The organism is Mesorhizobium sp. WSM3868 (assembly GCF_002294785.1).
Taxonomy (GTDB): domain Bacteria; phylum Pseudomonadota; class Alphaproteobacteria; order Rhizobiales; family Rhizobiaceae; genus Mesorhizobium.
This window is the reverse complement of record NZ_NSGB01000002.1, coordinates 605216-628576: the sequence shown is the minus strand read 5'-3', so window position 1 is coordinate 628576 and position 23361 is coordinate 605216. Positions and strand designations below refer to the sequence as shown.

At 62.0% G+C, this 23361-nt stretch carries 21 protein-coding genes; 10 read left to right on the top strand and 11 right to left on the bottom strand.

The features are described from left to right. Positions 1-71: 71 nt before the first annotated feature. Positions 72-461 carry a DUF305 domain-containing protein gene (locus tag CK221_RS06235; RefSeq protein ID WP_095777061.1) on the bottom strand — a complete coding sequence of 130 codons (390 nt, stop codon included), beginning with the start codon at positions 459-461 and terminating at the stop codon, positions 72-74. A 44-nt stretch (positions 462-505) separates the two neighbouring features. Continuing rightward, positions 506-3016 (bottom strand): heavy metal translocating P-type ATPase, encoded by a 2511-nt coding sequence (locus CK221_RS06230; RefSeq protein WP_095777060.1) that lies wholly within the window; start codon positions 3014-3016, stop codon positions 506-508. Between the two features lie 194 nt (positions 3017-3210). Between CK221_RS06230 and CK221_RS06225 the strand changes: the two genes are divergently transcribed. From CK221_RS06225 to CK221_RS06200, 6 genes are all read left to right on the top strand, one after another. Beyond that, the gene (locus CK221_RS06225; RefSeq protein WP_095777059.1) at positions 3211-6015 is read left to right on the top strand and encodes a [protein-PII] uridylyltransferase; all 2805 of its coding nucleotides are present in this window, start codon (positions 3211-3213) and stop codon (positions 6013-6015) included. Positions 6016-6061: 46 nt separating this feature from the next. Further along, entirely contained in the window at positions 6062-7669 is a 1608-nt protein-coding gene (gene murJ, locus CK221_RS06220) for a murein biosynthesis integral membrane protein MurJ (protein ID WP_095777058.1), read from the top strand. A 172-nt stretch (positions 7670-7841) separates the two neighbouring features. Continuing rightward, on the top strand, positions 7842-8909 hold the full coding sequence (gene trpS, locus CK221_RS06215; RefSeq protein ID WP_095777057.1) for a tryptophan--tRNA ligase: 1068 nt from the start codon (positions 7842-7844) through the stop codon (positions 8907-8909). A gap of 102 nt (positions 8910-9011) precedes the next feature. Continuing rightward, the gene (locus CK221_RS06210) at positions 9012-9503 is read left to right on the top strand and encodes a universal stress protein (RefSeq protein WP_067003529.1); all 492 of its coding nucleotides are present in this window, start codon (positions 9012-9014) and stop codon (positions 9501-9503) included. A 216-nt stretch (positions 9504-9719) separates the two neighbouring features. After that, complete coding sequence (locus CK221_RS06205; RefSeq protein WP_095777056.1) at positions 9720-11969, top strand: glycogen debranching N-terminal domain-containing protein; 2250 nt, start codon at positions 9720-9722, stop codon at positions 11967-11969. Positions 11970-12112: 143 nt separating this feature from the next. Then, the gene (locus CK221_RS06200) at positions 12113-12682 is read left to right on the top strand and encodes a NifU family protein (RefSeq protein ID WP_067003527.1); all 570 of its coding nucleotides are present in this window, start codon (positions 12113-12115) and stop codon (positions 12680-12682) included. A gap of 173 nt (positions 12683-12855) precedes the next feature. On the opposite strand, the gene CK221_RS06195 is transcribed toward CK221_RS06200, so the two are convergent. Further along, on the bottom strand, positions 12856-13473 hold the full coding sequence (locus CK221_RS06195; RefSeq protein ID WP_067003525.1) for a L,D-transpeptidase: 618 nt from the start codon (positions 13471-13473) through the stop codon (positions 12856-12858). Positions 13474-13696: 223 nt separating this feature from the next. Here CK221_RS06195 and cueR point away from each other — a divergent pair, with 223 nt between their 5' ends. The 3 genes from cueR to CK221_RS06180 all read left to right on the top strand — a co-directional run bounded on the left by cueR (position 13697) and on the right by CK221_RS06180 (position 15358). Next, entirely contained in the window at positions 13697-14086 is a 390-nt protein-coding gene (gene cueR, locus CK221_RS06190; protein ID WP_067003523.1) for a Cu(I)-responsive transcriptional regulator, read from the top strand. Between the two features lie 85 nt (positions 14087-14171). Then, the gene (locus CK221_RS06185; protein ID WP_095777055.1) at positions 14172-14474 is read left to right on the top strand and encodes a DUF1330 domain-containing protein; all 303 of its coding nucleotides are present in this window, start codon (positions 14172-14174) and stop codon (positions 14472-14474) included. Between the two features lie 515 nt (positions 14475-14989). Further along, a complete protein-coding gene (locus CK221_RS06180; RefSeq protein ID WP_197504283.1) occupies positions 14990-15358 on the top strand; it encodes a hypothetical protein in 369 nt (122 codons plus the stop codon). Positions 15359-15532: 174 nt separating this feature from the next. Here CK221_RS06180 and CK221_RS30155 read toward each other — a convergent pair whose 3' ends face one another. The 4 genes from CK221_RS30155 to CK221_RS06165 all read right to left on the bottom strand — a co-directional run bounded on the left by CK221_RS30155 (position 15533) and on the right by CK221_RS06165 (position 18522). Further along, the gene (locus CK221_RS30155) at positions 15533-15679 is read right to left on the bottom strand and encodes a hypothetical protein (protein ID WP_179295081.1); all 147 of its coding nucleotides are present in this window, start codon (positions 15677-15679) and stop codon (positions 15533-15535) included. A gap of 29 nt (positions 15680-15708) precedes the next feature. Continuing rightward, complete coding sequence (locus CK221_RS30150) at positions 15709-15885, bottom strand: hypothetical protein (protein ID WP_210200029.1); 177 nt, start codon at positions 15883-15885, stop codon at positions 15709-15711. After that, the gene (locus CK221_RS06170; RefSeq protein ID WP_095777054.1) at positions 15845-17350 is read right to left on the bottom strand and encodes an ATP-binding protein; all 1506 of its coding nucleotides are present in this window, start codon (positions 17348-17350) and stop codon (positions 15845-15847) included. Before CK221_RS06170 ends, CK221_RS30150 begins: the two co-directional genes overlap by 41 nt. 230 nt (positions 17351-17580) lie before the next feature. Then, entirely contained in the window at positions 17581-18522 is a 942-nt protein-coding gene (locus CK221_RS06165) for an IS1595 family transposase (protein ID WP_095777053.1), read from the bottom strand. 111 nt (positions 18523-18633) lie between these two features. Here CK221_RS06165 and CK221_RS06160 point away from each other — a divergent pair, with 111 nt between their 5' ends. Next, on the top strand, positions 18634-19134 hold the full coding sequence (locus CK221_RS06160) for an MmcB family DNA repair protein (RefSeq protein WP_179294504.1): 501 nt from the start codon (positions 18634-18636) through the stop codon (positions 19132-19134). A 65-nt stretch (positions 19135-19199) separates the two neighbouring features. Here CK221_RS06160 and CK221_RS06155 read toward each other — a convergent pair whose 3' ends face one another. The 4 genes from CK221_RS06155 to CK221_RS06135 form a co-directional block, all read right to left on the bottom strand. Further along, complete coding sequence (locus CK221_RS06155) at positions 19200-19613, bottom strand: hypothetical protein (protein ID WP_095777051.1); 414 nt, start codon at positions 19611-19613, stop codon at positions 19200-19202. 169 nt (positions 19614-19782) lie between these two features. Continuing rightward, positions 19783-20973: a Na+/H+ antiporter NhaA gene (gene nhaA / locus CK221_RS06150; protein WP_095777050.1), complete on the bottom strand. Its 1191-nt coding sequence runs from the start codon at positions 20971-20973 to the stop codon at positions 19783-19785. Positions 20974-21222: 249 nt separating this feature from the next. Next, positions 21223-21786 (bottom strand): ActR/PrrA/RegA family redox response regulator transcription factor, encoded by a 564-nt coding sequence (locus CK221_RS06140; protein ID WP_040974834.1) that lies wholly within the window; start codon positions 21784-21786, stop codon positions 21223-21225. Between the two features lie 106 nt (positions 21787-21892). Further along, positions 21893-23218, bottom strand: coding sequence for an ActS/PrrB/RegB family redox-sensitive histidine kinase (locus CK221_RS06135; protein WP_095777048.1), 1326 nt, complete (start codon positions 23216-23218; stop codon positions 21893-21895). Between the last annotated feature and the right edge of the window lie 143 nt (positions 23219-23361).

Here is a 23361-nt window from a genome sequence, read left to right as displayed (position 1 = left end):
CCGAATCAGAACCCTCGGAACGCAATGAATCAACGCCAAACCGCGTTGAGAATCCTGAATGTAGATTGGACCTAGTTCACCGGATGCTTGGCAAGCCAATCCTGCATTTTTTTGATCTCGGCTTCCTGCGCCTTGACGACGTTCTCGGCGAGCTTGCGGATTTCCGGGTCCTTGCCGTTGGCGATCACCACCTTGGCCATGTCGATGGCTCCCTGGTGATGCGGGATCATGCCGCGGACGAAATCGACATCGGCATTGCCGGTGTAGTTGAGCATCATGTCCTTGTGCATCTTGTCCGTGGCCGCCTTGTAGCCAGCGGTTGCGGGGCTGTCCGCGCCCATGGCCATCCCGGACATGTCGTGCTTCATTTCGTCCGATTGCGCGGGCACGCTTTCGAGGAACACCGCGATCAGCATTCCCGCCGCCATCAGCAGCAGCACAATCTTCTTGGCCAAGGTCATCCAATATCTCCTGTTGAATGGAATGTCGTATTTGGGGGCGTCGCTCAGAGTTTCAACGTTCTCAGCCGCAGCGCGTTGCCGATCACCGAGACCGACGACAGGCTCATCGCCGCCGCTGCGATCATCGGCGACAGAAGCATACCGGTGAGCGGGTAGAGCACTCCGGCGGCGACCGGCACGCCGAGCACGTTGTAGAGGAAGGCGAAGAACAGGTTCTGGCGAATGTTGCGGATCGTCGCCTGGGCCAGTGTGCGGGCTCTGACGATGCCGTTGAGATCGCCCTTGACCAGCGTGATGCCGGCACTTTCGACCGCGACGTCCGCGCCGGTGCCCATGGCGATGCCGACATCGGCTCCGGCAAGCGCCGGCGCATCGTTGACGCCGTCGCCGGCCATCGCGATGCCGGCGCTCCTGGCGCGCAGTTCGTCGACAAGTGCCGCCTTCTGATCCGGCAGCAGCCCGGCACGGACCTCGTCGATGCCGAGCTTGCCGGCGATCGCTTTTGCCGTGCGCTCGTTGTCGCCGGTCGCCATGATGATCCTCAAGCCCTTGGCGTGCAGCGCCTTGATCGCCTCGGCCGTGGTTGCCTTGACCGGATCGGCGACGGCAACCAGGCCGGCAAGCTTGCCGCCGACGGCAACGAACATCGCCGTCTTGCCTTCGGCCTGCAGCGCTTCCGCGCTGGCGGAAACGGGCGCGGTGTCGACGTTGAGATCGGCCATCATCGCCGCATTGCCGAGCGCAACCTTCCTGCCGGACACGGTGCCGGCAACGCCCTTGCCGGTTATCGCCTCGAAGTTCTCGGCACCTGCAAGCTTGGCGCCGCGTTCGGCGGCACCCTCGACGATCGCCTCGGCGAGCGGGTGTTCCGAGCCCTTTTCGAGCGTCGCGGCGAGCGCCAGCAATTCATTCTCCGCAATGCCTTCGGTGGCGACGACATCGGTCAGCCGCGGCCGGCCCTCGGTCAAGGTGCCGGTCTTGTCGACGATCAGTGTGTCGACGGAGGCGAAGCGCTCCAACGCCGCCGCTTCCTTGATCAGCACGCCGGCATGCGCGCCGCGGCCGGTCGCGGTCATGATCGACATCGGCGTGGCTAAGCCGAGCGCGCAGGGACAGGCGATGATCAGCACCGACACCGCCGACACGATGGCGAAGGCCAGGCTGGGCTCGGGGCCGAAGAGCGACCATACAATGAAGGCGATGATCGCCACCAGCACGACAGCCGGCACGAAGTAAAAGGAAACTCGATCTGCCAGCCCCTGGATCGGCGCGCGCGAGCGCTGCGCCTTGGCGACCATTTCGACGATGCGCGAAAGCGTGGTCTCGGCGCCGACCTTTTCGGCATGCATGATGAGGGAGCCGTTCTTGTTGAGCGTGCCGCCGGTGAGCGAATCGCCCTCCGACTTCTCGACCGGCAGCGGCTCGCCGGTGATCATCGATTCCTCGATGGCCGAGCGCCCCTCGAGCACGATGCCGTCGACCGGCACGGCGTCACCGGGGCGGATACGGAGCCTGTCCCCGGTCTTGACGCTGTCGAGCGGCACGTCCTTTTCGGTCCCGTCAGCGCCGATCAGGCGCGCCGTCTTCGGCGCGAGGTCGAGCAAGGCGCGAATGGCCGAGCCCGTGCGCTCGCGGGCTCTGAGTTCCAGCACCTGACCGAGGAACACCAGCGCGACGATGACCGCGGCCGCCTCGAAATAAACCGGCACGCTGCCGTCATGGCCGCGAAACTGGTGCGGGAAGACATCCGGGAACAGCGTCGCGACAAGGCTGAAGAGATAGGCAGCGCCGACGCCGAGCGAAATCAGCGTCCACATATTGGGACTGCGGTTGAGCAGCGATTCCCAGCCACGATGGAAGAACGGAAACGCCGCCCACAGCACCACCGGACTCGCCAGCGCCAGTTCTGCCCATGTCTTCGTGCGGCCGTCGACGAGGCTTTCGAAGCTGACGCCCAGCATCGGCGCCATTGCGATGATGAGAAGCGGCAGCGAAAGCACGGCGCTGACCCAGAAGCGGCGGGTGAAATCGACCAGCTCCGGATTCGGGCCTTCGTCGCCGGACGGCACGCCCGTCGGCTCCAGCGCCATGCCGCAGATCGGGCAGGAGCCGGGCCTGTCGCGAATGATCTCGGGATGCATCGGACAGGTGTATTGCGTGCCCTTAGGCATCGGCTGCGGTTCAGGCCGGCCGGCAAGATAGTTTGCCGGCTCGGTTTCGAACTTGGCCTTGCATCCGGCCGAACAGAAATAGAAGCCCTGCCCTTCGTATCGGGCAAAATGCCTGGCGCTCGCGCGGTCGACATTCATGCCGCAGACGGGATCGGTGGCCGTCAGATATTTGTCCGGCTCTGCCTGGAACTTCGTGCGGCAGCGCTCGCTGCAGAAATGAAAGGTCCTGCCGCCATGCTCGGCCGCCGGCTTGCCGGCCGCCGTATCGACCGCCATGCCGCAGACGGGGTCGCGAATCACCGCTTCGGCCGCAGGCCGAGCATTCTTCCCCGAACAGCAGGATGCGCCATGCGCATGACGATGGTTATGGTTGGAATGGGTCATCAGCAAATGCCTCGGAACTCTCGGATTGAGGCGGAGGTAGTCCTTCCAGTAACTGGAAGGTCAAGGGTCAGTTTCGATTTTTTAGTCTATAAAGTTGATCGGCTGAGTGTCGAACGCACCGTCCGCGTGATGGAATTCGGCCTGTCGCACGCCCCATACACAGCGCGAAGAAAACGCGCTATAGACGCCGCCGAATGGCCAAGATCTCCCTCAAACTCGACGAAATCATCGATGGCGACGCTTTGCGCCGCGACATGACGGCGCTGACGGCGCCGAGCGCAGGCGACGGCTCCGGCAAGGCTGCCCGCACAGCCGTTCTCCAACTGCTCAAGGGCAAGCTCGCGGAAGGGCGAACGATCGCCGAGGCGATGCTGAAGCAGGATGGCGGCGGCCATGCCTGCGCCGAGCGGCTGTCGCATCTGATGGACGAGCTGATCCGGGCGCTTTACGATTTCGCGGCCACCCACGTTTACCAGGTCAAGAACCGCTCCGCCGCCGAGCGCATGGCGGTGGTCGCGGTCGGCGGCTACGGCCGCGGCACGCTGGCGCCGGGCTCCGACATCGACCTGTTGTTCCTGCTCCCTTACAAGCAGACGCCGTGGGGCGAGCAGATCGTCGAATACATGCTCTACATGCTGTGGGACATGGGGCTGAAGGTCGGCCACGCCACCCGCAACATCGAAGAGTGTCTGAGGCTCTCGCGCACCGACATCACTATCCGCACCTCGATCCTGGAAGCGCGCTTCCTGTGGGGCGAACGCAAGCTCTACGACGAACTGCTCACCCGCTTCGACCACGAAGTGGTGCGCACCACCGGACCCGAATATGTGCAAGCCAAGCTCGCCGAACGCGACGAGCGCCACGCCAAGGCGGGCGAGAGCCGCTATCTCGTCGAGCCCAATGTCAAGGACGGCAAGGGCGGTCTGCGCGATCTGCAGACGCTGTTCTGGATCGGCAAATACTTCTATCGCGTGCGTACCGGCCAGGAACTGGTCGAGAAAGGCGTCTTCACCGAAGCCGAGTATCGCGAATTCCAGAAGGCCGAGGACTTCCTGTGGGCGGTGCGCTGCCATATGCATTTCCTCACCGGCAAGGCGGAAGAGCGGCTGCATTTCGACATCCAGCGCGAGATCGCCGAGCGGCTGGGCTATACGACGCATCCCGGGCTGTCGGCTGTCGAGCGCTTCATGAAGCACTACTTCCTGGTCGCCAAGGATGTCGGGGATCTCACCCGCATCTTCTGCGCCGCGCTCGAGGAAGAGCAGGCCAAGCATGTGCCCGGCTTCAACCGCATTTTTCTCACCTTCTCGCGGCGCAAGCGCAAGCTTGCCGGCACGTCCGACTTCATTGTCGACAACCACCGCATCAACATTGCCGACGACAGCGTGTTCGAACGCGATCCGGTCAACCTGCTTCGGCTGTTCTGGTTCGCCGACAAGCACGGGCTGGAGTTCCACCCCGACGCGCTGAAGCTGCTGACCCGGTCGCTCGGCCTTGCCAACAAGTCGCTCAGGCGCGACGAGGAGGCCAACCGGTTGTTCCTCGATATCCTGACCTCGGACCGCAATGCCGAGCTCAACCTCAGGCGCATGAACGAGGCGGGGCTGCTCGGCAAGCTGATCCCCGACTTCGGCAAGATCGTCGCCATGATGCAGTTCTCGATGTACCACCATTATACGGTGGACGAGCATCTCATCCGCTGCATTGGCGTGCTGGCCGAGATCGAGCGCGGCGACGGCGCCAAGGTGCATCCGCTGTCCCACTCGCTGATGCCGGGGCTGAAGAAGAGCCGCGAGGCGCTCTATGTCGCGGTGCTCCTGCACGACATCGCCAAGGGCCGGCCGGAGGACCATTCGGAGGCCGGCGCCAGGATCGCGCGACGCATCTGTCCGCATATGGGGCTGTCGGCCGCCGACACCGAGACCGTCGCCTGGCTGGTCGAAAACCATCTCGTGATGTCGATGACCGCGCAGACGCGCGACCTCAACGACCGCAAGACGATCGAGGATTTTGCCTCGATCGTGCAATCGGTGGAGCGGCTGAAGCTGCTTCTGATCCTCACCGTCTGCGACATTCGGGGCGTCGGGCCCGGCGTGTGGAACGGCTGGAAGGGACAATTGCTGCGCACGCTCTATTTCGAGACCGAGCTGCTCTTGACCGGGGGCTTCTCCGAAGTGTCGCGCGCCGAACGCACCTCCGCCGCGCGCGAGCGGCTGGCCGAGGCGCTTTCCGCCTGGCCGGCGAAGGAGCGCAAGCGCTATGTCGCCCAGCATTACGAAAACTATCTGCTGACCGTCGACCTGGCCGACCAGCTGCGCCACGCCGAATTCGTGCGCGAGGCGGATGTGGCCGGCAGGAAGCTCGCCACCATGGTGAAGACGCATGAGTTCGAAGCGGTTACCGAGATCACCGTGCTGGCGCCGGACCATCCGCGCCTGCTGTCGGTGATCGCCGGCGCCTGTGCCGCGGCCGGCGGCAACATCGTCGATGCGCAGATCTTCACCACCTCTGACGGGCGGGCGCTGGACACCATTTTGATCTCCAGAGAATTCGACCGCGACGAGGACGAGCGGCGGCGGGCCGAACGCGTCGGCAAGCTGATCGAGGACGTGCTGTCCGGCAAGAGCTGGCTGCCCGAGATGATCGAGAAGCGCGCCAAGCCGAAGCGCGGCGCCAAGGCCTTCCGCATTCCGCCGCGCGCCGAGATCCGCAACACGCTGTCGAACCGTTTTTCCGTGATCGAGATCGAGGGGCTGGACCGGCCCGGCCTGCTCTCAGAGGTCACCGGCGCGCTGTCGGACCTATCGCTCGATATCGCCTCGGCCCACATCACCACCTTCGGCGAAAAGGTCATCGACACCTTCTATGTCACCGACCTTACCGGCCAGAAGATCGACAGCCCGACGCGCACGGCCACAATTCACAAGCGGCTGATCGACACACTCGAAGGCAACGCGCCCGAACGCAACGGCAAGGCCAAGGCGGCGGCCGCCGAGTGATCATCACCATCCATTTGACGCAATTCCGCAGGCAGTCATCCTCCGCATGAGCCTTGTCAAGAAATTCGCCACCGTCGCCTCCGGCACGTTGATGAGCCGCGCGCTGGGTTTCGGCCGCGAGATGCTGATGGCGGCGGCCCTCGGCACCGGACCGGTCGCCGACGCCTTCAACGCCGCTTTCCAGTTCCCCAACACCTTCCGCCGGCTGTTCGCCGAAGGCGCCTTCAATGCCGCCTTCGTGCCGCTGTTCGCCAAGGAGATCGAAACGCACGGCACCGACGGCGCAAAGCGCTTCTCGGAGGAGGTGTTCGGCGTGCTGTTCTCGGCGCTGCTCGCGCTCACCATCGCCATGGAACTGGCGATGCCGCTGATCGTCCGCTACCTGGTGGCGCCGGGCTTTGCCGACATTCCGGGCAAGTTCGAGACGACCGTCCGGCTGGCGACGATCATGTTCCCCTATTTGATCTGCATGTCGCTCGGCGCCATGATGGCCGGCATGCTGAACTCGCTGCGCCGCTATTTCGCCGCAGCGATCGCCCCCGCTTTCCTTAACATCATCCTGATCAGCGTGCTCGCCTATGCCTGGTATCATGGGCTCGACGCGCATGATGTCGGCTTCGGCCTGTCCTGGGGCGTGCTGGCGGCGGGCATCGTGCAGCTCGCCATCGTCTGGGTAGCGGTGCGCCATGCCGGCATCTCGATCGGCTTCCGCCGGCCCAAGATGACGCCGAACGTCAAGCGGCTCCTGATCCTGGCGCTGCCGGCCGCTATTACCGGTGGCATCACCCAAATCAACCAGCTGATCGGCACGGCGATTGCCTCCGGGCAGAACAGCGCCGTGTCATCGCTCGCCTATGCCGATCGCATCTACCAGCTGCCGCTCGGCGTCGTCGGCGTCGCGGTGGCGATCGTGCTGCTGCCGGAGCTGTCGCGGGCTTTGAAATCGGGCAATCTGATCGAGGCGGGCAATCTGCAGAACCGCTCGGTCGAGTTCACGCTGTTCATGACCTTGCCGGCGGCCGCGGCGCTTTGGGTGATGTCGGAGCCGATCGTGCGGCTGGTCTATGAGCGCGGCGCCTTCGCCGCCAACCATTCGACGCCGATCGTCGCCTCGATCCTGGCGATCTTCGGCCTCGGCCTGCCGGCCTTCGTGCTGATCAAGGCCTTCACGCCCGGCTATTTCGCGCGCGAGGACACGCGCACGCCGATGATCTTCGCCGCCATCTCCGTCGGCGTGAACGTCGCCACCGCGCTGAGCTTGTTTCCTTCGATGGGCGCGCCGGGCATCGCCGTCGCCTCGGCCGTCGCCGGCTGGGTCAACGCGGCTTTGCTGCTCGGCATGTTGATAAAGCGCGGCCACTGGGGTCGTGACATACCGCTCTTGAAGCGCATTCCCCGGCTGGTGCTGTCGGCTGTTGTGATGGCGGTCGCGCTCTATTTCGCCGAGCACTATTTCGCGGCAAGGCTCGGACCCGGCTCGCCGCTGGTGATCAAGGCGACGACGCTGCTCGCGCTTGTCGGCGGGGGTGCGGCGCTCTACTTCATCACCGCCTTCGGCACCGGCGGCGCCGATTTCGGCATGATCCGTCGGAACGTGAAGCGCGGCACGGCGAAATCTGCGCCGCGGAAATCGAACACCGGCTTGGACGAATAACTCGAGCTGGCTTTCAGCAACACCGGTCTTGATCCCGCATTCGCCTTCGTCCATAAGCCCGCCGTCGCAAGACTTTCGCCGCGCGCGGTTTCCAGCCGCATGATTGGCTCCAAAAAGTCTGCAACTTTTTGGAATCATGCGTATACGGCCCTCCACAAGCCATGAGGAAATCATGTCCGCCTTCAAGCCCCTCGTCTTCTCGGGCGTCCAGCCGACCGGCAATTTGCATCTGGGCAACTATCTCGGCGCCATCAAAAAATTCGTCGCCCTCCAGGAACAGTCCGACTGCATCTATTGCGTCGTCGACCTGCATTCGCTGACGGCGCAGCTCGTGCACCAGGACCTTGGCGACCAGACGCGCTCGATCACCGCCGCCTTCCTGGCATCGGGCATCGACCCCAAGAAGCACATCGTCTTCAACCAATCGCGAGTCATCCAGCACGCCGAGTTGGCCTGGATCTTCAACTGCGTGGCGCGCATCGGCTGGATGTACCGGATGACGCAGTTCAAGGACAAAGCCGGCAAGGACCGCGAGAACGCCTCGCTCGGCCTGCTCGCCTATCCGAGCCTGATGGCCGCCGACATCCTGCTCTACCGCGCCACCCATGTGCCCGTGGGCGAGGACCAGAAGCAGCATCTGGAATTGACCCGCGACATCGCGCAAAAATTCAACAACGACTTCTCGGAAAAGATCGCGGCGCTCGGCGTCGGCGTCGAGATGCAGGTCGGCGAAGAGACGGTGAATGGCTACTTCCCGATCACCGAACCGGTGATCGGCGGTCCTGCGGCGCGCATCATGAGCCTGCGCGACGGCTCGAAGAAGATGTCGAAGTCGGACCCGTCGGACCTGTCGCGCATCAACCTCACCGACGATGCCGACACAATCTCGAAGAAGATCCGCAAGGCCAAGACCGATCCGGAGGCCTTGCCGAGTGAAGTCGACGGGCTGGAAAGCCGGGCGGAAGCCGAAAACCTGGTCGGCATCTATGCCGGCCTCGCCGAAATTTCCAAAGCCGACGTGCTGAAGGAATATGGCGGCCAGCAGTTTTCCGTGTTCAAGCCGGCGCTGGCCGACCTCGCGGTCGAAAAGCTCGCGCCGATCGCTTCCGAGATGCGCCGCATCGAGGGCGACCGGGCCTATGTCGACGCCGTGCTCAAGGACGGCGGCGAACGCGCCCGCGCGATCGCCGAAGGCACGATGAAGACGGTGCGTGACATCATCGGCCTGCTGCAGGACTGATCGGTCCTCGCTGGTTGACTGGGATCGCCATACCGGCCGGCGGCTTGCCGCCGGTTCGTGGCGGTGGCAGATTGCGGCCGAATTGATACCGAGCGGACAGACATGGTTTCCAAACGCCTCAGCCGTGAAGCCGGGCATCGCCGCAAATTCCTGGCGATCATCGACGATACGCCGGAATGCGAGCGCGCCGTCGCCTACGCATCGACGCGCGCACAGAGCACCAGCGGCGTGCTGGTGCTGCTCTATGTGATCGAGCCGGACGATTTCCAGCATTGGCTGGGGGTTGAGAAGATCATGCGCGAGGAAGCCAACGCGACCGCGCGCGCGGCGCTCGACACCTATGCCAGCAAGGTGCGCCAGAAGGTCGGCATCGAGCCGGAACTGGTGGTGCGCGAAGGCAAGCCGACCGAGGAAATCCACAAGCTCATCGAGGAAGACCAGGACATCGCCATCCTGGTGCTGGCGGCCGGCGCCGGCAAGGAAGGTCCGGGGCCACTGGTGAGCGCGGTGGCCGGCCGGGGCGCCGCCTTCCCCATCCCGGTCACCGTGGTGCCGCAGAACCTCTCCGACGAGGAAATCGAGAGCCTGGCCTGAATTGGGAAGGCCCCTCCTGCCCGATTGGAACGTCGCCGATCCGCAGATACACATCGATGTTATCAACCAGCCCATAGCCCTTGGCCCGTGTCGGCGGCGCGCCATTTGGAATGGTCACGGAAACGCCATTCCAAAGGAGCGCCGGTGGACGAATCAACCCGGAAAGCAGGGCGTAGCGGCACGTCAAAGCCGCGAAACGCTGGGACTGGATCACCGGTGCAGCCGCGCTCGCAGGCAGCGCGATCGCAGCAAAAAGCCCGGCAGACGCCTCATGCGCAGCAGGAGCGCAGGCACCGCGTGCTCGCCAAGGGGCACCCGGCCATGGTGGACAGCATCGCCGGCGCGATTACCGTCAAGAATCTCGATCTCTACTATATCGTCGCTCCCGACGCCCAAATACCGGTGAAAGGCGAGCACGGCTTCGGGCTCTATTTCCACGACTGCCGTTTCCTCGGCGGCTATGAGATGACGCTGGGCGGTTTGCCGCCGATCGTGTTGGCCTCGACCGCGCAAAGAGGTTACGCCGCGCTTTTCGAACTGGCCAATCCCGACCTGCATTGCGATGGGGGGCAACTGATCCCCAAGGACGAGCTCGGCATCCGCTGGGAGCGCATTCTCGATGCGGAGCAAACATGCGTGCGGGAGGTTCTGACCATCCAGAATTTCGGCCACGAGCCGCATGGCTTTCCGCTGGCCCTGCACTTCGGCGCCGGCTTCGAGGACATTTTCAATGTGCGCGGACTGGTGCCGAAGAACCTCGGCAGGTGCGAGCGGCCCACCTGGCGCGACGGCAGCCTCCACTTTGTCTATCACGGCGCCGACCACGTTCGCAGAACGGCAACAATCGGTTTTTTGCCGGCACCCGATGCCATGCACCGAACGGCGGCCGAATTCCGGTTCGATTTGGCGCCAGGAGAAAAGCGTACCATCGCGATCACCATAGAATTGAGGGAACTGTCGGAAGAGCCGGAGGCCGAGCAAATGAGCCAGCACCCGGCGTTTGCTCTCGAGGCCTTTGCCGGGACGGTTCAGGCGGATACTGAAAAATGGCTGGAGCAACACACGAAGTTCGACAGCGACAGCCTGCTGCTCAACAGCATCATGGACCGTTCGCTGCGCGATCTCGCGGTGCTCAGGTCGGATCTTGGCAACAGGGAGTATTTCGCAGCCGGCGTGCCGTGGTACGTCGCGCTGTTTGGACGCGACAGCCTGATCGTCGCGCTCGAGATGCTCGCCTTCCAGCCGGAGATCGCCGCCCAGACGCTGCGCCTTCTCGCCGGCTATCAGGGACGTCGAACGGATCGATGGCGAGAGGAGCAGCCCGGCAAGATCCTGCATGAGCTGCGCGTCGGCGAACTCGCTCGCGCGGGCAATGTCCCGCATGCCAGATTCTACTGCACGGTGGACGCGACCCCGCTCTTCCTGCTGCTTCTTGGCCGCTATGCCGCGTGGACAGGCGACGTGGGGCTCTTCCGCGAACTGCGGGAGCCGGTGGAAAAGGCCTTGGGCTGGATCGCCAAGGCCGGAGACGGGCATGGCGAAGGCTATGTCAAATACCGCACCATCTCGGAAAGCGGTCTCGTCAACCAGGGGTGGAAGGACTCGGCCGACGCGATCGTCAGGACCGACGGCAGCATCGCCAGGCCGCCGATCGCGCTGGTCGAGGTGCAGGGCTATGTGTTTGCGGCCAAGCATGCCATCGCCGATCTCTACGAACGCATTGGCGAGCGCAACAGCGCCATTCAGCTTCGCGGCGAGGCCGAAAAGCTTCGGACACGGTTCAACCGCGACTTCTGGTGTGAGGACCTGGACACTTTCGCGCTGGCGCTCGAGGCGCGCGGCCGCCCGGTCGCGGTCGTTTCCTCCAACCCGGGCCATGCGCTGTGGACCGGCATCGCGGATCGGGGCAAGGGCCGCCGAACCGTGCGGCGGCTGATGCAGGACGACATGTTCAACGGCTGGGGCGTGCGCACGCTCGCGAGCGCGGAGCGGCGCTACAATCCCGTCGGATATCATCTCGGCACCGTCTGGCCGCATGACAATGCGCTGCTGGCGGCCGGCTGCCGGCGGTATGGCGAGGACGGCGCGGCGCTGCGGATCTTCACCGCCATTGTCGAAGCGGCGATGCACTTCCGCCATCACCGGCTGCCGGAGGCGATGGCGGGCTTTCAGCGCAACGATTTCCAGGTGCCGGTGCACTATCCCGTGGCCTGCCACCCGCAGGCATGGGCAGCGGGCGCGGTGCCGTTCCTGGTGACCACCTGCCTCGGCCTGGAGCCCGACGCCTTCGCAAACAAGCTGCGGATCGTGCGGCCGCGACTGCCCGATTTCGTCAGCCGCATCGAGCTTCGCGGGCTGCGGGTCGGCGAGGCAAGCGCCGACCTCGAATTCATGCGCAGGGCGGACGGCGCCGAGGTGAACATCCAGAAGACGAGTGGACAACTCAGCGTGGAAGTCGGAGGATAGGCTTGCCGTGGCGGGCGCTCCGCCGGGGCAAAAACATTCCGCCAGCCAGCCGTTCGGGCGACGCGTTTCGCTTGAATGTCCAGCCGATAGAGCCTATTTAGAACTATTCCAAACTATCGGCCCGGAAGGGCCTGGAGATATCCATGTTCATCCAGACCGAATCGACGCCGAACCCGGCGACGCTGAAATTCCTGCCCGGCAAGGAAGTGCTGCGCGACGGCACCGCCGATTTCCGTGACGCCGAAGGCGCCGCACAGGCTTCGCCGCTGGCCGGCCGGCTGTTCGAAATCCCCGGCGTCACTGGCGTCTTCTTCGGCTACGACTTCATCACCGTGACCAAGGACGGTCCGGACTGGCAGCACCTGAAGCCGGCAATCCTCGGCGCCATCATGGAGCATTTCATGTCCGGCGCGCCGGTCATGGCTTCGGCGGCTCCGGCCAACGACGCCGGCCAGGCCGGCGAGTTCTACGACAAGGCCGACGAGGAGCTGGTGCTCACCATCAAGGAGCTGCTCGACACCCGGGTGCGCCCGGCGGTCGCGCAGGACGGTGGCGACATCACCTTCCGCGGCTTCGAGAACGGCACGGTGTTCCTGCACATGAAGGGTGCTTGCGCCGGTTGCCCGTCATCGACGGCGACGCTGAAGCACGGCATCCAGAACCTGCTTCGCCATTTTGTTCCGGAAGTGCAGCAGGTCGAGCAGGTCGCCTGACCATTCTACTCCGCCGGCCGCCTGTTGCGGTTTCTGAGCTTCTCAGCGGAGTGAATTTTCTCCAACCGCAAAAACAAAAAACCGGGCCCCAACAGCCCGGTTTTCTGTCTTTGGACGTCTTGTTGTTGCCTAGACGGTCCGCGCACGCAAGCTTTTGTCCGCGGCCATCGTGATCACATCACGATGACCTTGGCGCCGACCGAAGTGCGGTCGTAGAGATCGATAATGTCCTGGTTCATCAGGCGGATGCAGCCCGACGACATCGCCTTGCCGATGGAGAACCACTCCGGGCTGCCATGCAGGCGGTAGCCCATGTCGCCGCCCTTGTTGAACAGATACATGGCGCGCGCGCCGAGCGGGTTCTTCAGGCCCGGCTCCATGCCGCCCGCGAATTTGGCGAGTTCGGGCTGGCGCTTAATCATCGGCGCCGGCGGCGTCCAGGTCGGCCATTCGCGCTTCAGCGCGATATGGGCGGTGCCGTGCCACTCGAAGCCCTCGCGGCCGACACCGATGCCGTAGCGCATGGCCATGCCGTCACCCTCGACGAAGTAGAGGAACTTGTTCTGGGTGTCGACGATGATGGTGCCGGGCTTCTCGGGAGTGTCGTAGCGCACTTCCTGCCGGCGGAAGCGGGCCGGAACCTTCTCGATCGGGATGCGCGGCAGCTGATAGCCGGCATCGGTCATCGCGCCATAGTTGTTGGTGAAGATTTGCCCGCCAATGGTGCTGCACCCGCTGATCGCGGTCGACAGCGCAAGGGCGGCGACGATTGCAAACGACTTCAAGCGCATGAATAGGTCCGACGCCCTGCCTTTTATCAGCGGCACGAGTCGGCCGCTTTCTCACCATCATTCATGCTGGCATTTCTTTTGCTTGCCAAGCGCGCACTGCCTATATGCATGACCTTCCCTGCCGGTAAGTGCCGAACTGCGGCATTTCGGCAACAGGGGTCGCGAGATTGTGAAGTAAAATCAACGGGGCAGCCGGAAGGGCTGCCGGAGACAGGAGAGCGCCATGAATGTCGGTGATGCCGCCGAGCGTTCCGGCCTGCCGGCCAAGACCATCCGCTACTATGAGGAGATCGGCCTGATCCTGCCGGCGCGCGCCGAAAACGGCTACCGCGACTACTCGCGCGACGACGTGCACCGGCTGGCCTTCTTGCGCCGCGCCCGCAACCTCGGCTTTTCAATCGACGATTGCAGGCAGCTGATGGCGCTTTATCAGGACCGCGACCGCGCCAGCCACGACGTGCGCGAAATCGCCAGCGCCCATGTCAGGGCGATCGAGGAAAAGGTGCGCGAACTGCAGTCGATGCGCGCAACGCTGCAGAAGCTGATCCACGCCTGCCACGGCGACGACCGGCCGGACTGCCCGATCTTGGATGACATGGCGGGGGCGGCGTGAAGTCGCCGAGCCGAAGCTAGACAAGTATCCAATCTCTATCTTAGCTCTTGAGCGAGCAACAAATCCTCGGCAGGAGTGCTCCACCATGAAGGGATACTGGCTCATCGTCGGCACCGAGATTTCGGATCAGGAAGCGCAAGCCGAATACGCCAGGCTGTGGAAGCCCATCGGCGAGAAATATCAGGCACGCAGCAATCCTTCGAAAGTGCCGCCCCTGCTGGTGGAGGCGCGCGATGCCGGTCGGGTGATCGTCGTCGAATTCCCGTCATTGGAAGCTGCCAAGGCTTGCTATGACGACCCGTCTTACGAGGAAGCGAAGCGGTTTGCGCTGCAGGCGTCGAACCGCGTCCTGCTGATCTTCGAAGGGGATCTGGGGGAGGCTGGATGAGACGCTCTACAATGAAGCGTCGATCATCGGCATCACTTGGGCGATCATCTATTGGCCTGTAACGTTGATTGCATCCGGCTTGGGATTTTGGGGTTCGTACTGCGGATGCAGCAGGCGTAGCAACACTCTCAAGTGTTGCGGTGGTCTGCGAAATATATAATCGCCCCTGTATTTAAGACCCGACTTGGCACCGGGCACAAATCGTGATCCAAAAGCGGTTGTCTTGGGGGCACCACACTTGATCCGCATAGCAATCCTTGTAGGCATTGCTGCCAGCGCAACGGCATGCACTAGCCAGGCGAATGTTCCTTATTCGAGTAAGGTAACATGCACAAACCATACCGAATACGGTGCAATCCCCGGCGGGGCGCTTGTGCCGGTGAACGTTAATGTTTGTATCCCAGACACACCAAACAAATCCTGTCTGGAATATGTCACTCGCACCGAAGGGCTGGCGGTCAGGTGTACCCCGCTGACTCGTAAGGCAACCACTGCCGAAGGACGCGCCAGACAACTTGCGGGAAGCAAATACCCTTAATTTGCCGACTCTCGTCGCCCCGGATGAACCGGCGATTAAAGGAACTGGCGCGGCGCAAGCACCCGCAAAAGGCAGTGATAGCCAAGGGCCAACGATGAGCGAAAACGGCGAGCTTATTATTTATCCCATGCCCAGCCTTGTCGCGACCTTGCTCAATCGGGAGAGAGCAAAGGGAAGCCCTTTGACAGAGGAAGAGGTCATCCAAATCCGCGATAGTTGTCCGGCGATTGCGCTCACTCGGGAGGACGCCAGGCGCATGGATGAATCGAGAGGCTACCTCGATATTGATCCAGAGAATTGCTGGGTAGAATGGCAGCGAGTTCGGTTGGAACTCGCCGACGACTAAGGCATTCGCCCCTCTTGGTTTGTCAACCAGATCATCGCCGATGAATCGGCGATTATATATTTGACAGACCCATGGCAATCGTAGGAAACAAGTCGGCATTCGACTCTCATCGCGTAAAGGCGTATGGTCCCCGCTTGGGACCAGATGGCTATCCCCGAAACCACGCTTGAAATGCTAGAGCGCCACGTTCTCTTGGGAGAACGTCACATTGAGCGCCAGCGTGAGATTGTTGCTGATTTCCACCACAAGGGTTTCAGGACGGACTTGGCCGAAGAGCTTTTGGTCCTGTTCGAGCAGATGCAACTTCTGCACATCGCTCACCGGAATCGGCTTTTGAATTCAATGCGAGGCTAGTCGCCTTTCGGTTTCTTTTCGTCCTTCGGCGGCGGCGCTTTCGCCACCTTCCTGATTGCCGCGTTCAACGGCTCTTCAGAATCGACGGTTTCGATTTTGCGCGCTAGTTCCTCGAATTTTTCGCGCTGGGTTTTAACGGACTTCGCTGAGTTCTTCGTCATCTTCGTCATCATCAATTTCTTCGTCGTCAATGCTATCATCCGCATGGGCGATCTGCCTTTGCAGAAACTCGTTAATCTTCGTCACGTTTCGCCCGACAGTGTAACAATACAAGGCAGTCGGCGAGACCTTAACCCTCAGCTCATCGATTAATCTGGTTCCGGAAACGGTCTTCGTGGTAAGGAAGCAGTCCTTGATATGAGGGTGCTTCTTAGCGAAATGTTTTATCGATTTGGTTTGCTCGCCGAAATTCTTGATCGGCTTGTCTGACCATTTTATTTCACCAATCCATACAGGCTTATCTTTAGCGCCTCCCAGCAATACAACGTCAACCTCCCCGCCTTTCCATCTAGCGTATCGTAGCCGTCTGAATGCCGATGAATGTTGCCACTGCGAGAACACCGCACATTCAGAGAGATAGCCGATGCTTTCACTATCTTCCGGCGCAACCGGGGAGAAGAGAGCGGATCGCATAGATGGGTTATTGAGGTATATCTTAAAATTTCTCTCTCGCAGTCCTATATTACAATTATCGTCAACTGTACCAACTTTGATTATGAGAAAGGCGCTTTCCAAATACTCTATATATTTCTTGATGGTTGGCTTGTTTATACCAGAGGTTTGGGAAATGTTTTCGAGGCTCGCCTCTTTCCCAGCGTTGTACGCCAAAAAAGAAAAAAGACGATTTAGCTGCTGTGTGTCCTGAATCCCATAAAGGTTCGGCAAATCTTTCAAGAGGACCTTGTCGATGATGTCATTGCCAATAAACTGATCTTGGTTATCGCGGATTGATGAATTCAAAACCGCTTCAGGGTAGCCACCATAATTTAGGTAGTCCAAGAATAAATCATTCAGAGCCACAATGTTCGTGGTACTATAGGTACTTCTCCCATTGGAGTCAGCGACCCTTATTAGCTCCTCGTCTTTTTTAAGGAACGTCAGAAACTCATAAAAGGTAAGGGGCGGTAGCATGAAATCTGAGAAACGACCCGCCCCAGATTCATTGCTCTTTAGACGCAGCGCAGCTGCCGCCGATCCGGTGGCGACGAACTTTACGCCGACGTAGTTATCGACGAGATCCTTTAGATGAACTTCCCAGTCTTTAAGGTACTGAATCTCATCGAATATAACGATCCTTGGGCCGCCCTCTGCGCTTGGCATGAAGTCGATAAACTGTTCGAGAGACATGCCGGAATAGACCGGAGCGTCGATGCTCGCGTACAATATGTTGTGTGCGTGGTAGCCATGTGAGAGGGCGTCTGCCACCAACTGCTTAATCATGACGGTTTTGCCGACACGCCTCGGCCCAAGAAGGACTGCCGCTCTCTTGACTGCCGTATCTAATGCGAGACGTTTGAACGAATGAAAATAGACCCGTTTGGGTAGCGACGCTTCTGGTATCTCGATGTTCCCATCGACCCACCATGGGTTGTCGCGCGCTATCCGGCGTTTGATATCATTCGTCGCAATCTGGTCCATATGTAGTTAGAGAAACAGCAATTTCACTAAGTGTCAATCTGCGTTTAAACGCTTGATTTTCAACGCGTAAAAATGTGCCGATAAGAAATCGTTCCTGAAACGTTTTCCACCTCCATCCATCATCTGGTGAAACCCGATAGGCAAATCATCCTCGACCCTTACGCCGATGGGCAGTTCGCCAGAGCGGCAACTGGAGTTGAACGGGTTTTCGGTAATGTCCTCGCTTGGCTTCAATAAGCTGTTCGATAGGTGAGGCGCTTGCCCTTGGCACCCTTCAAGGCAATGAGCGAACGAACGTTGTCGTCAATACCCATGGCAACCCGGTTGCTATAGCGGAAATCGAATTCCGCCAGATAGCGGTGCAGATGGTGTTCGGCGCAATGCTGGTAAACGCCCTTCATGCCGCGCTTGAAGATCGAGAAATAGCCTTCAATGGTGTTGGTGTGGATGTTGCCGCGAACATATTCGTCCTTGGAGTGGGTGACGAATTCATGCGAGGCGAAATCCTGGCTGGCGCGGCGATAGATGCCGCTTTCGTCGGTCATCAATGCGCTTTCGCGGGCGATGTTGGCGCGGACGATCGGCATGACATTGCCCATGCGGGCGGTATCGACATGGAAGGAGCGGGCCTTGCCGCCGCGCTCCACCAACGTAATGACCGTGTTCTTGTGAGCGCTGCCGCCCTTCTTCACAGGCGTACCGGCGAGACGGCCGATGTAGGTTTCGTCCACTTCAACGAACTTGCCAGCGCCGCCCATGGGCGTGAAGTCATCCGAGCGCATGGCCTCACGAATGCGATGGCAGAGGAACCAAGCCGTCTTGTAGGTGATCTCCAAAGCGCGGTGCAGTTGATGGGCCGAAACACCCTTCTTGCTGGCGCACATGGCATGTAGAGCCTGAAGCCAGATATGCAGCGGGAGCTTGGACTCCTCGAAGATCGTGCCCATGCGAACGGTGAACTTCTTGCGGCAATCCGAGCACTTGTAGAGGCCGTGGATTTCGACGCCATGCGGGTTCTTTTTCGAAGGCTTGGTGCGGCCACCAGTCAGCTTGTAGTGCTTTTCCATCGAGCCGCAATGGAAGCAGACCGGCCCCTGCGGCCACAACATACCCTCGACATGCTCGAAAGCGGCGGCTTCATCGTGGAAGTATGGGCGGGACAGAACGGACATAGCGATAACTCCTTGGATTCGTTATCGCATATCCGTTTGGGTCTGTCAAGTATATAATCGCCGATGAATCACGGGTTCAAACCGTGAACAAAATCTGGCATGGTGCCTGCCATGCCTATCGTTTCCCCGATTCCCCTCAACCCGCTGATCGACGGCCGCCAGTCGGAACGCGCCATGCTGGTGCGGCGCGGCGTGCAGCGGCTGCTCAGCCAAATGGGCGCGCATGTGCTGCCGGAGCTATCCCTGGCCACCGGCCGGCGGGCCGATCTTGTCGCGCTGACCCGGCAGGGCGACATCTGGATCATCGAGATCAAATCCTCGATCGAGGATTTCCGCGTCGACCGCAAATGGCCGGACTACCGGCTGCATGCCGACCGCTTCTTCTTCGCCACCCATCCCGGCGTGCCCGCGGAAATCTTTCCGGAGGAATGCGGCTTCATCCTCTCCGACGGCTATGGCGCGGAAATCTTGCGCGAGGCGCCGGAGCACCGCATGGCCGCTGCGACGCGCAAGGCGCTGATGTTGCGCATCGCGCGTGCGGGCGCGGCGCGGCTGCTGGCGGCGGAGCTTGCCGGTGTCTCGGTGCCGGTGCTGGACGGCGAAAGCGAGTAGGACGCGATCTCGTCGTCGCTGGCCGCGGGCCGCGCCGCACTGCGCCGGGACCCAAAGCGCAGCCCCTACTCGACATTGACGTCCACGACGATCTTGTACGCGTTCCCATCAAAAGTATGAACCGAGAAGGTCATCTGATCCTGCCCCTTGAACCCGGCAGCCGATTTGTAGACGCCTTTTATTCCGTCGACCTTTCGAGAATTGCATTTAAATCTCTGGTTGGTTTTCGCAAAAGATGTGTAAACCTTCCCTTCAACCAACCTAACTTCCCCATGACTCGGCCCGGAGATAATTTTTACATCGTCCTTGCCGGCAGAAGAGCAGTCCACGTTCAGGCTCGCTCCCTTAAAGACGAGAATCTCTTGGCCCGTCAGTGCTGTTTTTTCGTAGCTCGACAGATGTGTGAACGCAGCCGCCGGAGAGAGCCCAAGGCCCAAAACCGCGACCGTTGCTATGACACTTGTTGTGCGGCATACCATTTTTGCTGGCCCCTTAACCGAGTGAATTGCCCCATCGCTGTCTGACGGCACGCTGAAGCACGCTAGCACTCCAGCGATAGCTTCAACTCATCAAATTCAAGTCATCGGAAAGTAGTGGTTCGCCTTACAACGCTTCCATTGATCGGCAAGACGGGTTCCCGCCGCTGCCCTACTCCACTTCTTCTTCGGCGCCACCTGTCGCCGGCGCCATCAGCAGCACCGCCGCGCCGGCCAGCGCGGCGATCAGCGAGCCGGCGAGGATGCCGACCTTCACCGCGTCCTGAAGGGCCGCGTCACTGGCGAAGGCGAGCAGGCCGATGAACAGGCTCATGGTGAAGCCTATACCGCACAGAAGCGAAATGCCCACCATGTGCAGCCAGCCGGCATTGGCCGGCAGGTCGGCAAGGCCGAGCCGGATGGCGAGAGCCGAGGAGGCGAAGACGCCGACCAGCTTGCCGACGACGAGGCCGGCGGCGACGCCCAGCGTCAGAGGCTCGAGCAGCGCGGCAACGCTCAAGCCGCCTAGCGAGACGCCGGCATTGGCGAAGCCGAAGATCGGGATGACGATGAAAGGCACGAGCTTGTGCAGGCCGTGCTCCAGCCGGTGCAGTGGCGAGTGTTCGACGTCGTGACCGATGCCGGGCGAACGCTCAAGCGGGATGGTCAGCGCCAGCGCCACGCCGGCAAGCGTCGCATGCACGCCCGATTTCAGCACCAGCACCCAAAGCAGCGCGCCCAGCACGAGATAGGGCAAGAGGTTCATCACCCGCATGCGGTTGAGTACGATCAATACGGCGATGACCGCGAAGGCGGCGCCGAGATAGGCGAGCGACAGGCCGCTGGTGTAGAACAGCGCGATGATGATGACGGCGCCGAGATCGTCGATGATGGCCAAAGCGGTAAGAAACACTTTCAGCGAGGCCGGCACGCGGCTGCCGAGCAGCGACAGCACGCCCAGCGCGAAGGCGATGTCGGTGGCGGTGGGGATCGCCCAGCCGGGAAGCGCCGCCTGGTTGTCGCGGTTGACCAACACATAGACCAGCGCCGGAAACACCATGCCGCCGGCCGCGGCGATGCCCGGCAGCACGCGGCGCGGCCAGGTTGAGAGCTGACCGTCCAGCATCTCGCGCTTGATCTCCAGCCCGACCAGGAGGAAGAACACCGCCATAAGCCCGTCATTGACCCAGTGCGAAACGCTGAGCGGTCCGAGATAGGCGTGGAGGGCGGCGAAATAGATTTCGGCAAACGGCGAGTTTGCGACGATGAGCGCAACGGCGGCGGCCGCAATCAGGATGATGCCGCCGGCCGCCTCACCGTCGAGGAATTCGCGAAGCATCGATTTCGGCCGCTCGTCGCGCATGCCCCTCCGTCACATGGCCCGTCGGCCGCTGTCCTTCGCGATGATGCTCAAACTTTGCACGACCGGGCAAGCACTGGACCGGTCGGTCACCGTCGCCTGCTTGCAAGCGCCGGCGCCGCCCCTCACCTGCCTGCCGGCATCCTCTCCCCGTATGACGGGGAGAGGGGCGCTTTCATCGCGGTTTTCGCCAATCGCCAGCGCTGCCTTCGACACCTGCCATCGGCAGCATCGTGCGCGTGTTTAAGCAGGTTACCGCGGCGCCCGCTTTGCCAGAATCCGCTGCAGGGTGCGCCGGTGCATGTTGAGCCGGCGCGCGGTCTCGGAGACGTTGCGGTCGCACATTTCGTAGACGCGCTGGATATGTTCCCAGCGCACGCGGTCGGCCGACATCGGGTTTTCCGGGGGTGCGGCGCGCTCGCCCGCGGTGCGGGTCAGCGCGGCAAATACGTCGTCGGCATCGGCAGGCTTCGACAGGTAGTCGACGGCGCCGAGCTTCACCGCCGTCACCGCGGTGGCGATGTTGCCGTAGCCGGTCAGGATGATGGTGCGGGAATCGTCGCGCTTCTCGCGGATGGCGGCGACCACGTCGAGGCCGTTGCCGTCGCCGAGCCGCATGTCGACCACCGCATAGGCCGGCGGACGTGCGCGCGCCTTGGCGACGGCCTCTTCCACGCTCTCCGCCGTCTCGACCGCGAAGCCCCTGGTTTCCATGGCGCGGGCGAGCCGGGTGAGAAACGGCTTGTCGTCGTCGACGATCAGTAGCGAGGTGTCCTCGCCTTCTACCATTGCGCCGGTGGGTTCTTCTGCGCTCATTTCCGTCAGCATCCTACTGCCTTACTTTTACGCAGATACAATTCTGCAACAGCAATGTCCAATTTTACAGCCGGCAACAAAGCTGCCATGCGCCAAATGCATAGGCTCACGCATTGTCGAATGCGGTGCCCGGGGCATGCTCGGGATTGAGGAAGACGCCGCGAGGCCAGGTGATCTGCACCACCGCCCCCTCGCCGAGCCCGCTCGAATTGCGAAAATCGATCGTCGCGCCCGAGCGCTCCAGCAACGTCTTGGCGATGAAAAGCCCCAGCCCGAGGCCGCCACCGGCCTCTGTCCCCTGGCGCGTCGACATATAGGGCTCGCCGATGCGGTCGATGATTTCCGGCGGGAAACCCGGCCCGTCGTCGATGATCGAGAAGGAGACCTCCTCATTGTCCCAGTTCCAGCTGACGGTGACCGTGTCCTTGGCGAAGTCGACGGCGTTCTCGACCAGATTGCCGAGCCCGTAGATGACGCCCGGGCTGCGCTGCCCGACCGGCTCCGGGCCGATGCGCTCGCCGGGGCGCAGCCGGATCGAGATGCCGAAATCGCGGTGCGGCGCCGTCACTTCCTCGACCAGCGAGGTCAGCGGCAGACGCGAAAGATGCGCCTCGCCTTCCGAGGACAGGCTGGTCAGCCGCTTCAAAATCTCGCGGCAACGCTCGCTCTGCGAGCGCAGCAGCTTCACGTCCTCGCTGAATTTTGGATCCTCGCCCAGCGCCTTTTCCATTTCCTTGGCGACGACGGTGATGGTGGCCAAAGGTGTGCCGAGCTCATGCGCGGCGGCCGCCGCGAGGCCGTCGAGCGCCGAAAGATGCTGCTCGCGCTGCAGCACCAGTTCGGTGGCGGCGAGCGCGTTGGCGAGCAGGCGTGCCTCGGCCGCGACGCGGAAGGCGTAAATCGCGGTGAAGGCGATCGAGGCGAACACCGCCATCCACATGCCGGCGACATAGATGAAGGGCATCGACAGCGGCGCGCCCTCGTACCAGGGCAGCGGCAGATGGAAGAACACAAGCAGCGTGGCCGCCGCGATAACCAGCGCGCCGAGCACCGCGGTGAGGCGCAGCGGCAGTGATGCGGCGGAAATGACGACGGGCACCGAGAGCAGGACCGAAAACGGATTGGTCAGGCCGCCGGTCATGTAGAGCAGGCCGGCAAGCTGCAGGCTGTCGATGGTGAGGATGACGAAGGCCGAGAGCGGGGTCAGCCGATGCGCCGCGGGATAGCGGAAGGTGAGCCAGAGGTTCATCCAGGCCGAGCAGGCGATGAGCGCGAAGCACAGCGAGACCGGAAGCGGGAATTTCAGCCCGTAGGCGACGACGAGCACCGCGATGCTCTGGCCGACGATGGCCAGCCAGCGCAGGCGGATCAGCGTGTTGAGCCGCAGCCGCTGGCTCTGCTGGGAATCGGGCGCGCGCAGAATATTGATCATCGACTTACGATTATAGCCGCAGGAGGGTGAGCGCTAGTAGCGCTGTGACGGCGACTTGACCGGTCAGCGGCCGTTGTTTCGGTTCACCATCATGAGCGCTTGATGATTGGCCGAGGCCCCTCGCGATTTCGTCATCCACGGGC